This is a genomic window from Paraburkholderia tagetis (assembly GCF_022213065.1).
Taxonomy (GTDB): domain Bacteria; phylum Pseudomonadota; class Gammaproteobacteria; order Burkholderiales; family Burkholderiaceae; genus Paraburkholderia; species Paraburkholderia tagetis.
This window is the reverse complement of record NZ_JAKLJA010000020.1, coordinates 1-12,998: the sequence shown is the minus strand read 5'-3', so window position 1 is coordinate 12,998 and position 12,998 is coordinate 1. Positions and strand designations below refer to the sequence as shown.

Genomic DNA, 12,998 nt, shown 5'->3' with positions numbered 1-12,998 from the left:
CTGTCTGCTTGCGTGGGGCTACCTGACTCTGAAACGCGGTAAAGGCCATCTTGGCCTTGCCTCGCTCAGGCATGACCTTCCTTTTGCGTCGCCGCCGTGGCGATTTGCGCGAGTTCGCCGCGCAGCTTCTCGGATAGCCCCTTGTCTCTGAGGATTTTTTCGAACTCGCGGCGGAAGGTGGCGTTGTCGAGCAGATTCGATTTGAGGTCGCGCAGCAGGTTGCGCATGGCAAGCAGCGCACGCAGTTCGGGAATCTGGCGCGCCACGTGCTCGGGCTCGAAGTCCTTCATCGAGCGAAACGAGAGATAGATCGGCAACTCGGTGCCATCGGCGGCCAGGGTGTTGTCCGCGGAGAACTTGAGGTCCGGTGCATAGTCGGCTAGCACCGCATCGAAATTGTTCTTGTCGATGTTGACCTTCTTTCGCGCCGCAAGGGGCGCCTGTTCGCGGCCGGCGCTGAAATCACCGGCGACAAGCAGTTTGAGCGGCAACTCGACCTTCTTTTGCGCACCTCCGGTGTGCAGGTCAAGCGTGATAGAAACTCTGGACTTCGGAATTTCTCGCTGGAAGCTATCCATCAGGACTCCATACAGGGTAGGAAAGAGTTCCGCAGAAACCCGTCCGTTACGACGGATGGCGCGGCTTCTCCAGCCAGCATGAGCCAGCTTCGGAAACAGGCTTCCGGCACCCCGTATAGCGGTCGTTGTTCTAGCGGCGTTTTATGCGCCTGCTATTTAACGGCCTTAATTCAATCCCGTCAAAGATGCCACTCCCTTGATGCGAGAAAAGTCCAATAGCATTTATTCGTAATGCATAGAGCATTTAGGATAAAACTTGTTCTCGCATCTCCAAATTGCAATTAGAGATACGCAGATTTCACAGTTAACAAAGCAACGATCGCGCCAATTATCGGCATTTTTGTTTGACAAATATCATGATAAACGGCCGTATTTTAGAGCCGTCATTCTAATTCGGCAGGATTCACGATCTCAAAAATACGCGCATTTCATCGCCTCAATCGCTATGCAATGGCATGATTGCGCGCATTGCAATCACGCCTCACAGCGATTGCGATTACGGGGAAAGCGAAATCTCGCCTTCATAAATCGAACAATAGCGATGACAACCACGCGTATGCGTATCCATAAACCGTTGTGGCACGAGGGGCTCATCCTCGCCCAGCAGCACTTTCAGCAGCAGGATCGATACATGGGGTTCGCGATGCAACAGCTCGCGAGCGCCACGCTTGCCTGCGCGTGGGGCACACTCGATGTCGCCATCGACGAGGAAGCGCTGGAATCCGGTCGCCTGAAGCTCACTGCGCTCAAGCTGCGCTTTGCCGACGGCACGCCCTTCGATACGACCATGGCCGACGCTTTGCCGCCGGCCCGCGATCTCACGCGCGGCTTGCCGGCGGATGTGCAGAGCGTCGGCATTTTCGCGGCTCTCGCGCTGCCGGACGCCAATGGCAACAACTGCCGCATGGACGAGACGGCGCTGGCGCGCCCTCGCCGGGCGTATCGCGAGTTCATCAAAGTCAACGATCTGAACGGCAGCACGGAGACCGAGATCGCAGCCGAGCGCCTCGCCGTGCGGCTGCTCTTCGACTTCGAACCGCAAGCGGACGACATCACCTGCGCGATCGCGCGGCTCACGCGCACGACAAACGGCCACTTCAAGGTCGATCATCGCTTCGTGCCGCCGTGCCTCACGCTCGGCAGCCATCCGCTGCACATCGAGCGCATCAATCGTCTGGGCGACATCCTGCAGGCGAAGAGCGCGGCACTCGGTGCGCGTCGTGGCGAGCGCGTCGGACAGGTCGCCGAATACGGCGTGGCGGACGTGCAGCTCTTCTGGCTCCTGCATTGCATTCACGGTGCGTGGCCCGAGTTGCGGCACTTCGCGGCCAATCCGGCACGGCCACCCGAGCAGTTCTATTTGACGCTCGCGCGGCTCGTCAGCGCGCTCATGACGTTTTCGACCCAGTCGAATCTCGCGGATATCCCGGCCTACGATCACGCGTGCGCGGACGAAGTGTTCGCGAAGCTCGAAGCGATGATCCGCAAGTTGCTGGACGCGATCATTCCCTCGCGCGTGATCTCGATCGGCCTCGCACGCAAGACGCCCACTACCTGGACAGGCCAGTTCCATGACGAGCGTCTCGTCTCGGGTCCGGTCGACTGGTATCTCTCCGTCAATGCGTCGTCCACCGCTTTCGATCTCGTCGAGCAGGTGCCGCGTCTGTGCAAGATCGGCGCGCCCGAGGATGTCGAGCATATCGTCAATGCCGCACTGCCGGGCATTGCGCTCAAGGCCGTTCAGCGCGTGCCGGCCGCGATTCCCGTGCGTCTCGACAATCAGTATTTCGCGCTCGATGCGAGCAGTGCGGCGCACGCACGCATGCTCGCGGCGCGTGCGTGCCAGGTCTATCTTCCGGCGTCGGTGGCCGATGCCTCGCTCGAACTCTACGCGGTGTTGCGCTCATGATCTCCCTGACTCTCAGCCGACGGGAGCCCGCGCTGCTGCCGGGCGCTCCCGCGAAAGAAGCACATCCATCGGGTGCCGGCATGCGCGATCTGCTGCGCGACGCGGCCTTGTACGTCACTTCGCTTGCGCCCGGCGGCAAGCCGAAGTCCATCGGCGAGATGCAGAAACAGTGCCGCGAACTCGTGCGCAACTTCGCCGATGCGCTGCATCGTCGCCGCTATCCCGACGACGTCTGCAAAGACGCGGAAATGGCTCTGTGCGGTTTGCTCGACGAAATCGCCCTGCGCTATTTCAAGGACGAAACGCGCTCTGCCTGGGAACTCCATCCGCTTCAGGTCGAGCACTTCGGCATTCATGACGCCGGCGAACGCGTATTCGACCGTCTCGAGCAGCGTCTGCGCGAGCCCATCACCCACGTCGATCTCCTCGAGTGCTACTCGGCGGTGCTCGGCATGGGTTTTACCGGCCGTTACGCGCGCGAGGACGAAGCGAAGCTCGATGCGCTCGTGAGCGCACTGCACGCGAAGATCGCCAGGCTGCGCCCGGCCGCAGCCCAGCCGTTTACGTCCGATCACACCGCGCGACGGGCTCCCGACTGGCTGCACCGGCTTTCGCCGTGGGCGAGCGCAGGTCTTCTCGCCATCGTCGCCATACTTGTCTGGCTCGTCTGGCATGGCGCGCTCGATATGCAGCTTGCCCAACTGCTGTCCGGGAAGCCTCGGCCGTGACCCCGGCCGTCAATGAAGGGCGCGGCTATCCGCTCAGGCTGCTCGTCCTCTTCGCGTTCGCCCTCACGCTCGCGCTGATCTGGCTCGTGCTGCCGCTCGAACGCGGTGCGGCCTGGGCGTTGACGATCGTCGGTACGCTCGCCGCATGCGCCATGCTCGCGTGGCGAACCCGGCAGCTTGCCCATGCGAGTGCGCAGAATGCCCAGGTGCTCGCCGCGCTCGGCACGGTGATCTCGGCGATTCCGGACGGCATGCACACCAGCATGCCGCTCGTGCTGCTCACCGGCGACGGGCTCGCGGCGCTCTTCGACCGCGACGACACCGCGCGCCTCGCATGGGTGGGCAACGGCGCGATCTGGCTGCGCGTCGATGAACCGAACGCGCTGCCGCGCCTGGCCGCTGCGGTCAAACAGTGGCGCGACGGCCGCGCTCCCGATGGCGTCGTGCTCAGTGTCGCGCCTGCGCTGCACGCGAACGCCGATGCGCTCGCGCAGAAGCTACGCCTCGTCAGGCAGGCCATGGCCGACGCGTCGCGTCTGCTCGGCACGCGCCTGCCAGGCTATGTGGCCGTCTATCAGCGTCTGGCCGGCCGTGGGCCGATCGCGCTCGTCACGCGCGATCACGTAACCGATGCGCCACAGTGGTATGGCGTGGCATCGCCAACGCTACTGGACGGCACTAGCGCGTTCGAGTCGGCGGTCCGTGCCGCAGAAGGTGCGGTCCAGGAGACCTCCCGCGTTCGGGATGCTGTGGCCCGAACCGCCCGTTCCGCTGGCATCGCCTTGATCGTCGACTGGACGCAGCGCGTGGTGATGGGCACGCTTCTCGATCGTCAGCAGCCCGCCGCACCATGGCCGTTGCACGGTGCCGGCTGGATCGACTGCGGCCCCGCGAGCGGGCCCGACTCGCCGTGGGAGCGCGAAGTCGAACTGCGCACGAAGGTGGCGCCAGCGCCCATCGCCGCGTCGCCGCTGCCCTGGCCGCTGCCCCAACCGCTGATCGAATCGATGCCGGTCCAGCGGCAAACTGCGCCGCGCATGGCCGCGCTCGGCCATGCGCTGGCGCTGCTCGCCTGCGCAGCCGCCGTGGCGTTCTGGGGCACCGCTAAAAATAATGAAGTATTGCTAACCAAGATAGACGCCGATCTCACGCGCTTCCGCGCAATTCCGTCCGAGCACGACGCAGCGAAACGTGACGCGCTGGCCTCGCTCGTCGCCGATCGCGATCAGCTCGACCGATATGCGCGCACGGGCGTGCCGTTGCGGCTGTCGTTCGGCATGTATCACGGCGCGGAATTGATCGTACCGCTCAACCATGCAATCGCTTCGTATGCGCCGCCCGCTCCGCCACCCGCCGTGGTCACGCTCGACAGCATGTCGCTGTTCGACAGCGGCAAGGCGCAACTCAAGGCGGGTTCGACGCGTGCAATGGTCGGTGCGCTCGAGATGATCAAGGCGCACGCCGGCAAGCGGATCCTCGTGGCCGGCCACACCGACAACGTGGGCGACCCGGCCAGCAACCTCAGGCTTTCGGTTGCACGTGCTGCCGCCGTGCGCGACTGGCTGGTCGACGCCTCCGGTCTTTCCACGACGCAATTCGCGATTCAGGGCTACGGCGACACGCGCCCGATCGCGGACAACGACACGCAGGAGGGACGCGCGCGCAACCGGCGCGTCGAAATCACGCTGGTCCCGGACGCGGCGAAGCAAGCGCCCTCCGCACAGTAGCGCGCAGTAGTGAATTTATTGGCCCCCGAAGCGCTTCGCTTCGGGATCGTGAGGCCCGGTGGGTGAAAGAAAGACTCCGGGTAAATTCAGCAGTACGTATCAGATCGTAAGAGGGAGTTAAACATGGCAATTCCGGCCTATATGTGGCTCAAGGACGACGGCGGCGCGGACATCAAGGGTTCGGTCACGGTGCAAGGCCGCGAGGGCAGCGTCGAGGTCACCGCGTTCGATCACAGTCTGCATATCCCGACCGATGGCAATACCGGCAAGCTGACCGGCACGCGCGTGCATGCGCCGATCACGCTGACGAAGGAAACCGACGCGTCAACGCCCTATCTGTACAAGGCGGTCACGAGCGGCCAGACGCTCAAATCCGCTGAGATCAAGTGGTACAAGATCGACGATGCGGGCAAGGAGAAGGAGTACTTCAACACGAAGCTCGAGAACGTGAAGATCGTTGCGGTTCGCCCGAAGATGCTCGACATCAAGGTGCCCGCCTACGAGAAGCACAACCACCTCGAGGAAGTCGAACTGCGCTACGAGACCATCACGTGGTCGTACAAGGACGGCAACATCATCCACAAGGACACCTGGAACGAGCGTTCCTGATGCCCTGTCGCGGGCCGGCATTCCGATGCCGGCCCATGCGACCTGGTGCAAACGCCAGCACACGAACCGGCGCGAACCGACGCGAATCAGCGCGAACCAGCGCGAGCCGGCGCGACAACCCAAGACATGCCCATGCGCGACGAACGAAGGAAATCCCCTCGGGACACCAGCCAACTGCTGCACCAGCTCAACCCGCATTGCGCGAGCGCTCTCGAGGCGGCCGCGAGCCTTTGCCAGACGCGGCTCGCCGACGAGATCACCGTCGAGCACTGGCTGCTCAAGCTCATCGAAGCCGGCGACGGGGACATTCCTGCGATCGTCCGGCATTACGACATCGATATCGACGCTGTGTGGGACGCCCTGATTGGCGCGATCGATCATCTGCCGCGCAGCCTGCGCGGGCGCCCCGCACTCTCGCCACAACTCGCCACCGTGCTTCAGGACGCGTCCTTGCATGCCGCTTCCGAAGCCGAAGAAGCAAACCATGCGAACGATGGCACCATCCGCTCGGCGCATCTGCTGCAGGCGATCGTCGATGCACCGCATGTCCTGCGCGCACGCAACGCCTGGCCGTTGCTCTCGATGTCCAGCGCGCAGATCCGGCGTCTGCTGCCACGTCTGGGCAACCGCACGTGCGAAGCGGTAGTAGATGAGCAGCCGGCATCGGTGCCGGAAAGCACCGCACCCCTCGCCACCACTGAAACGCAACAGGCGAAAGATACAAGCGCAACAGGCAGCACACCACTCACCGCCACCGTCCACAAGGTCGAAGGCGACGCCCTCGCCCGCTTCGCCATCGACATTACGCAGAAGGCTCGCGACGGCAAGATCGATCCAGTCTTCGGACGCGATCGCGAGATCCAGCAGATGGTCGACGTGCTCGCGCGCCGCCGCAAGAACAACCCGATCCTCGTGGGCGAGCCCGGCGTCGGCAAGACCGCGCTCGTGGAAGGCCTCGCGCTGCGCGTGGCCGAAGGCAGCGTGCCCAATGTGATCCGCGCGGTGCGTATTCTCACGCTCGACCTGGGCCTGCTACAGGCGGGAGCCGGCGTGAAAGGCGAATTCGAGCAGCGCCTGAAGAACGTGATCGACGAGGTTCAGGCTTCGGCGGTGCCCATCCTGCTATTCATCGACGAGGCCCATACGCTGATCGGCGCCGGCAACGCCGCCGGCGGCGCCGATGCCGCGAACCTGCTCAAGCCCGCCCTCGCGCGAGGCGAACTGCGGACGATCGCGGCCACGACGTGGTCCGAATACAAGCAATACTTCGAACGCGATGCCGCGCTCGAGCGCCGCTTCCAGATCATCAAGGTCGAAGAGCCCGACGACGATGCGGCCTGCCTCATGCTGCGCGGCCTCAAGGAGCGCTACGCGCGCTTTCACGACGTCCACATCCGCGATGAAGCACTCGTGGCCGCAGTGAAGCTCTCGCGCCGCTATATCCCGGCGCGGCAGTTGCCCGACAAGGCGGTCGATCTGATCGACACGGCCGCCGCGCGCGTGCGCATGGGACTGGAGTCGCCGCCAGCCGAACTGCAACGCGCGCGCGCACGCGTGGCCACACTCGAACTCGAAAACACCACGCTCGAGGCCGACCGCCAGGCCGGCATCGAGCCAGCGAGCGCGCAACAAGAGGCGCTGAACACGGCGCTCGCCGGCGCACAGGCGGAACTGGCCGCGCTGCAGGCACGTTACGAAATTGAGCTCGAACGGGTTCGCGCTGTCGAGGCGCTGCGTGCGGCCAATCCATCGGCGCGCGATGCCGCCGCGTTCGCGCATGCGCGGCAAGCGCTCGCGAATGCACAGGGCAAGGCACCGCTGATCTTCGCCGATGTCAACGCCGAGGCCATCGCGCGCGTCGTGGCCGAATGGACGGGCGTGCCGGTGGGCAGCCTCGTCGAGGACGAATTGCTCGGGCTGCTCGCGCTCGAAGCGCGGCTGGCCGCACGCGTGGTCGCGCAAGACGATGCGCTCGCGGCGCTCGCAGAGAGCCTGCGGACCGCCAAGGCCGGTCTAAAGAACGAACATGCGCCGCTCGGCGTCTTTCTGCTCGCGGGGCCATCGGGCGTCGGCAAGACCGAAACGGCACTCGCGCTCGCCGACGTGCTGTTCGGCGGCGAAGCGGCGCTCACGACGATCAATATGTCGGAATACCAGGAATCGCATACGGTTTCGCAGTTGAAGGGCTCGCCCCCGGGTTACGTCGGGTACGGGCGTGGCGGCATTCTGACCGAAGCCGTGAGACAGCGGCCCTATAGCGTGATCCTGCTGGACGAAGTGGAGAAAGCCCACCGTGACGTACTCGACCTGTTCTACCAGGTCTTCGACCGCGGCACGATGCGCGACGGCGAGGGACGCGAGATCGACTTCCGAAACTGCGTGATCCTGATGACGTCCAATCTCGGCAGCGAGCAGATCGATGAGGCATCAAGCGACAATCCGGCGGTCTCGCATGCGGAGCTGCTCGACGCCATCCGTCCGCAGTTGCTCGCGCATTTTCAGCCTGCTCTGCTCGCGCGATTCCAGACGCTCGCTTACCGGCCGCTCGATGCGGCAGCGCTCGCCGCGATCGTGCGCCTGAAGCTCGCGAAAGTCGCGCAGCGCCTGCGCCGCCAACACAATGTCGAGTTTGCCTGCGACGACTCGCTGATCGACGCGATGGCCCAACGCTGTCTCGAACGTCACACGGGCGCACGCAACGTCGACGCGTTTCTCAATCAAAATGTGCTGCCCACCGTTTCGCGCGAGCTGCTATCCCGCATGGCCAGTGGAGCGTTGCCAGCGCGGATCCATCTGGCGAGCTCGCCTGAGGGCAACCTGACGATCGATTTTACGTAAGAGGGAGCACGAACGAATGCCCGCAGGCCCCTCCCTCTACGACATGCTGCTCGGGCATATTGGCGGCGAGCCGCTCGATCGCCACGACGACCGCACGCTCGAATGCCTGAGCGTGCAGCAGAATGTGCAGCGCATCCTGAACACACGGGCCGGTGCGCTCAAGCACCTGCCCGATTACGGGCTGCCGGACCTCACGAACATCTACAAGGCGCTCCCCGCCTCGGCGCATCAGCTCCGGGACCAGATGGAAGCGACCCTGCTCAAGTACGAACCGCGCATCCGTTCGATCGACGTGCTGATCCTCGAAAACGACGACCCCGGCGTGCTCGTGAGCTTCGAGATGACGTGTCATCTGAAGAAAGCGGGGCTCGTGCGCTTCGGAACCTACTTCGAGCCGCCGGGGCGCATGAAGCTATTGAGCAGGATACCGAATCAAAACTGAGGCGGACCGTCATCAACCACTCGCCGCGTCCTTGTTTGTCGCGGGCCCGGCAACGCACCACAATCCTCGGCGCCGTGGCCACGGGTCGTGCTGCCAAAGCAATCGGCCAGCTCATTCAGCTAAGATACGGACCCCACGCATCTCATCGAACCAACGGAGTGTTTTCAGTGATCCAGCCAGGCAACGCATTCAAGGATAACCTCGCGCAACTGCCCGCCATCGACGGCATCGAGCGCATCGATCTCGTGAACGGCCAGGGCGCCGTAGTGGCAACCATCGAGAACAAGCCGGGCAAGCAGGGCTCGCTCGCGGTCTACCACTATCTGAAGCAGGCCTTCGGTGCGCTCGACGCGAAAGCGGCCGAGCATGGCCTCGCCGTGTTCGCCGAGCACACCGCCGACGCGCGCAACCGCCCCGGCGCGCACCCGAACATCGACCGTCTGTTCGAGGTCGCAGCAGGCGGCGAGGCGCTGCGCATCGACGTGATCGCAGCCTGAACGCCGTAGCCCGAGCGCTACGCCCGGGCAACGGGGCGCGAACGGCGAGTGACGCGCAGGCAGTGGATAAATCCAAATTCCCAGAAAAATACATTAAAAATAACTGGGAGAAAATCAATACGATTGCAGAATCCACTAGCCAACGTCACTAACCCTCGCCAGCAGGATCGCTCATGCCGCGCCCGATTTCCGTCCGCATCCATCCCGAAGCCGTCCGTCACAATCTGCAAACCGCGCAGCAAAGCGCCCCGGGCGCGCGCGTCTGGGCCGTCGTCAAGGCCAACGCCTATGGCCACGGCATCGAGCGCATCTATTCGGCGCTGGCCGGCGCGGACGGCATCGCGCTGCTCGACCTCGACGAGGCCGTGCGCGTGCGCGAGCTGGGCTGGACGAAGCCCATCCTGCTGCTCGAAGGCATTTTCGATTCCGCCGATGTCGCCACGGCCATCGCGCACCGGCTGACCGTGGCTGTGCACGGCGACGAGCAGCTCGCGCTGCTCGCTGCGGCCCGCACGCAGCAGCCCATCGACATCCAGTTGAAGATGAACTCGGGCATGAACCGCCTCGGCTACCGGCCCGACGTTTTTCGCGCGGCTTGGGAACGCGCCCGCGCGATGCCCACGATCGGCAAGATCGCCCTCATGACGCACTTCGCGAACGCCGACGGCGGCGCCATCGACTGGCAGCTCGACCGCTTCGACGCCGCCACGCAGGGCATTCCCGGCGAGCGCTCGCTCTCGAACTCGGCGGCGGTGCTCTGGCATCCGCGCGCGCATCGCGACTGGGTGCGTCCCGGCACGATCCTCTACGGCGCGTCGCCCACGGGCGCGGCGCGGCATATCGAAGGCGTCGGCCTGCGCGCGGCGATGACGCTCGCGAGCCGGATCATCGGCGTGCAAACGCTGGCGCCGCAGGAAACGGTCGGCTATGGGCGCACTTACGAGGTCGAGCGGCCCATGCGCATTGGCGTGGTGGCGTGCGGCTATGCGGATGGCTACCCGCGTCACGCACCAACGGGCACGCCCATCGTTGTGGATGGCGTGCGCACGCGCGTGGTCGGCCGCGTGTCGATGGACATGCTGACCGTCGATCTCACGCCCTGCCCGAATGCGGGCATCGGCTCGCGAGTGGAGCTGTGGGGCGAGAACGTGAAAGTCGATGAGGTGGCCGAGGCGTCAGGCACGATCGGCTATGAGCTGATGTGCGCGGTCGCGCGGCGCGTGCCGGTGGAGATCGACACGCTCACATCCGCGCCGCGCGAGGCTGCCGAAAGCGTGACGGCCTGAGGACGCAAACCGGGAGCCAGCACGAGCGGCAGCAACGCCGGTAGTCCACGGCTCCTATACACGGGCGCTCATTGCGCAGAGCGCCACTCCCATGCTCAACCCGACAATTTCTTTTCACTTAACTTTCATAATCAAACACTAACCTTACTGGATTCAAACAACCCCAATTGAATCCTCCATGCCCGCGTTGCCCAACACTTCTCGCCGTCAACTGCTGAAGTTTCTCGCCGGCGCACCCATGCTTCCGCTTTCCGGTGCCGCGCTGCCCGCCCTGCTGACGGGGTGTGGCGGCGGCAACAACAGCCCGGCGGCCGCGCCAGTCGCGGCCACCTTCGCCGCCGCAACGTTCTCGGCAATGGCCGCGCCGACACTCGCCGACGCAGCCGCGATGGCCACGACGACGGTCGGCTCGACGCTCTCGGTGGCTTTCTCCGATGGCTCGTCGAGCAACTTCAAGCTCGCGTACAAGCCGTTCTTCGTGACAGGCGACAGGGTGCCGGACGGCAATGGCGGCACGATCCTCGCGGGCGGCTACTACGATATCGACAACCAGCCGATCATCGACCGCTCGGTCGCGGGCAAGGAGCGCCAGTTCTATTCGGACTGCCCGGACGGCAGCTCGCTGCTCACGCTGAAGAACGCCAGCGTTCCCGGCGTCAAAGGCAACACGGTGTTCGCGGTCGTGCAGTTCGAGTACACGACGCGCGACCAGGCCAGTGTTTCGCAATACGGCCAGTTGCCCTCTCCCATCGCGGTGCTGACGCTCGACCAGGATCCGGCGACGGGCGCGCTGAAGCTCGTCAAGTATCACAACGTCGACACCTCGAACGCGCATGGCCTCTGGATCACGTGCGGCGCGAGCCTCTCGCCCTGGAACACGCACCTCTCGAGCGAGGAATACGAGCCGGATGCAGCGAAGGCGGCAACCGACGCGCAATTCAAAGCGTTCAGCAGGAATACGTTCGGCGACGAGACGAAGGCAAACCCGTATCACTACGGCCACCTGCCCGAGATCACCGTCAACGCGGACGGCACAGGTACGGTGAAGAAGCACTATTGTCTCGGCCGCATCTCGCACGAACTGGTCCAGGTGATGCCGGATCAGCGCACGGTCATGATGGGTGACGACGCAACCAACGGCGGCCTGTTCATGTTCGTCGCGGACAAACCCGCCGACCTCTCGGCGGGCACGTTGTATGTCGCGAAGTGGACGCAGACGTCGTCGGCCGGCGCCGGGTCCGCGACGCTCACATGGATCCGCATCGGTCACGCGACGAGCGACGAGATCGAGACGCTTGCCGGCACGCTGAAGGCATCGGACATCATGGACATCGCGACCGCCGACCCCGCCGATGCGAGCTTCACGAAGATTCACTTCGGCGGCAAGTTCAACTGGATCCGCGTGAAGCCGGGCATGGAAAAGGCCGCCGCATTTCTCGAAACGCACCGCTATGCCGCCCTGCTCGGCGCCAGCATGGCGTTCACGAAACTCGAGGGCACGACCGTCAACGCGAAGGACAAAGTCGTCTATAGCGCGATGTCGCGAATCGAAACGTCGATGGTCAAGGGCAATGCGGTCTCGCGCGATGTCGCGTTAGACAAGAAGATTGCCGCGGGCGCGGTTTACGCGCTGAATTTGCAGGGCGGCCAGCGCGATACGTCGGGAGCCGCCATCGACAGCGACTGGGTGCCGTTCGACATGAGCGCGCCGGCTGCGCTGGTGGGCGAGGACCTTGCCGCCGCAGACGCGCTCGGCAACCTCGCGAATCCCGACAAGATCGCGAATCCGGACAATCTCAAGTTCTCCGAAAAAATGCGCACGCTGTTTATCGGCGAGGACTCGAGCCTGCACGTGAATAACTTCCTCTGGGCGTACAACGTCGATACGAAGTCGCTGACGCGCGTGCTGTCCTGTCCAGCCGGCGCCGAATCCACCGGTCTGCACGCGGTGGACGAGATCAATGGCTGGACCTACATCATGAGCAACTTCCAGCATGCGGGGGATTGGGAGTCGCCCTTGCATGACAAGGTCATGGCGACGCTCGATCCGCTCGTGCGCGCGAATTACAAGGACCGGTTTGGGGCGTGCGTTGGCTATTTGACTGCCGAGCCTACGGGTATTGCGCTGGTGAAGCGGTGAGCGACTTGCCAATGCAATGAAAAAAGCGCTGCGCGGCAAATCAAGCCGCACAGCGCTTTTTTATATTCAGTACGCACCGCCCCGCCAGCGGTGCGCACTAACCGCTTATCAGCCGCTTACTTGCCCAGCATCGGCAGCTTGAGACCCGCTTCACGCGCCGTCTGCTGCGCGAGTTCGTAGCCGGCATCCGCGTGACGCATCACGCCCGTGGCCGGGTCGTTCAGCAACACGCGTCCCAGACGCT

Annotated in this window: 11 protein-coding genes; 9 read left to right on the top strand and 2 right to left on the bottom strand. The window is 64.2% G+C overall.

Features of this window, described 5'->3' with window-relative positions; translation table 11 throughout:
- Positions 1–65: 65 nt before the first annotated feature.
- The gene (tssB, locus tag L5014_RS21715) at positions 66–578 is read right to left on the bottom strand and encodes a type VI secretion system contractile sheath small subunit (RefSeq protein ID WP_238465803.1); all 513 of its coding nucleotides are present in this window, start codon (positions 576–578) and stop codon (positions 66–68) included.
- A gap of 556 nt (positions 579–1,134) precedes the next feature.
- Here tssB and tssK point away from each other — a divergent pair.
- The 9 genes from tssK to L5014_RS21670 all read left to right on the top strand — a co-directional run bounded on the left by tssK (position 1,135) and on the right by L5014_RS21670 (position 12,754).
- Positions 1,135–2,487: a type VI secretion system baseplate subunit TssK gene (tssK, locus tag L5014_RS21710; RefSeq protein ID WP_238465802.1), complete on the top strand. Its 1,353-nt coding sequence runs from the start codon at positions 1,135–1,137 to the stop codon at positions 2,485–2,487.
- Positions 2,484–3,215 (top strand): DotU family type IV/VI secretion system protein, encoded by a 732-nt coding sequence (locus L5014_RS21705; RefSeq protein ID WP_238465801.1) that lies wholly within the window; start codon positions 2,484–2,486, stop codon positions 3,213–3,215. Before tssK ends, L5014_RS21705 begins: the two co-directional genes overlap by 4 nt.
- Positions 3,212–4,942, top strand: a complete 1,731-nt coding sequence (locus L5014_RS21700; protein ID WP_238465800.1) for an OmpA family protein — start codon at positions 3,212–3,214, stop codon at positions 4,940–4,942. The genes L5014_RS21705 and L5014_RS21700 overlap by 4 nt, the downstream gene beginning before the upstream one ends.
- Before the next feature lie 123 nt (positions 4,943–5,065).
- Positions 5,066–5,551 (top strand): Hcp family type VI secretion system effector, encoded by a 486-nt coding sequence (locus L5014_RS21695; protein WP_238465799.1) that lies wholly within the window; start codon positions 5,066–5,068, stop codon positions 5,549–5,551.
- Positions 5,552–5,677: 126 nt separating this feature from the next.
- Positions 5,678–8,389: a type VI secretion system ATPase TssH gene (gene tssH / locus L5014_RS21690; RefSeq protein ID WP_238465798.1), complete on the top strand. Its 2,712-nt coding sequence runs from the start codon at positions 5,678–5,680 to the stop codon at positions 8,387–8,389.
- Positions 8,390–8,405: 16 nt separating this feature from the next.
- Positions 8,406–8,831, top strand: coding sequence for a type VI secretion system baseplate subunit TssE (tssE, locus tag L5014_RS21685; protein WP_238465797.1), 426 nt, complete (start codon positions 8,406–8,408; stop codon positions 8,829–8,831).
- A 167-nt stretch (positions 8,832–8,998) separates the two neighbouring features.
- Positions 8,999–9,328 (top strand): DUF2322 family protein, encoded by a 330-nt coding sequence (locus tag L5014_RS21680; RefSeq protein ID WP_238465796.1) that lies wholly within the window; start codon positions 8,999–9,001, stop codon positions 9,326–9,328.
- Between the two features lie 173 nt (positions 9,329–9,501).
- Positions 9,502–10,614: an alanine racemase gene (gene alr / locus L5014_RS21675; RefSeq protein ID WP_238465795.1), complete on the top strand. Its 1,113-nt coding sequence runs from the start codon at positions 9,502–9,504 to the stop codon at positions 10,612–10,614.
- Between the two features lie 178 nt (positions 10,615–10,792).
- Positions 10,793–12,754 carry a PhoX family protein gene (locus L5014_RS21670; RefSeq protein ID WP_238465794.1) on the top strand — a complete coding sequence of 654 codons (1,962 nt, stop codon included), beginning with the start codon at positions 10,793–10,795 and terminating at the stop codon, positions 12,752–12,754.
- A 116-nt stretch (positions 12,755–12,870) separates the two neighbouring features.
- On the opposite strand, the gene L5014_RS21665 is transcribed toward L5014_RS21670, so the two are convergent.
- A partial coding sequence (locus L5014_RS21665) for a hypothetical protein (protein ID WP_238465889.1) occupies positions 12,871–12,998 on the bottom strand: 128 nt, incomplete at its 5' end.

Bases quoted from the DNA above. Each gene is read 5' to 3' on its own strand.
- L5014_RS21705 (WP_238465801.1), top strand. From the start codon at position 2,484: ATGATCTCCCTGACTCTCAGCCGACGGGAGCCCGCGCTGCTGCCGGGC.
- tssH (WP_238465798.1), top strand. From the start codon at position 5,678: ATGCCCATGCGCGACGAACGAAGGAAATCCCCTCGGGACACCAGCCAA.
- tssB (WP_238465803.1), bottom strand. From the start codon at position 578: ATGGATAGCTTCCAGCGAGAAATTCCGAAGTCCAGAGTTTCTATCACG.
- tssE (WP_238465797.1), top strand. From the start codon at position 8,406: ATGCCCGCAGGCCCCTCCCTCTACGACATGCTGCTCGGGCATATTGGC.
- alr (WP_238465795.1), top strand. From the start codon at position 9,502: ATGCCGCGCCCGATTTCCGTCCGCATCCATCCCGAAGCCGTCCGTCAC.
- L5014_RS21695 (WP_238465799.1), top strand. From the start codon at position 5,066: ATGGCAATTCCGGCCTATATGTGGCTCAAGGACGACGGCGGCGCGGAC.
- L5014_RS21670 (WP_238465794.1), top strand. From the start codon at position 10,793: ATGCCCGCGTTGCCCAACACTTCTCGCCGTCAACTGCTGAAGTTTCTC.
- tssK (WP_238465802.1), top strand. From the start codon at position 1,135: ATGCGTATCCATAAACCGTTGTGGCACGAGGGGCTCATCCTCGCCCAG.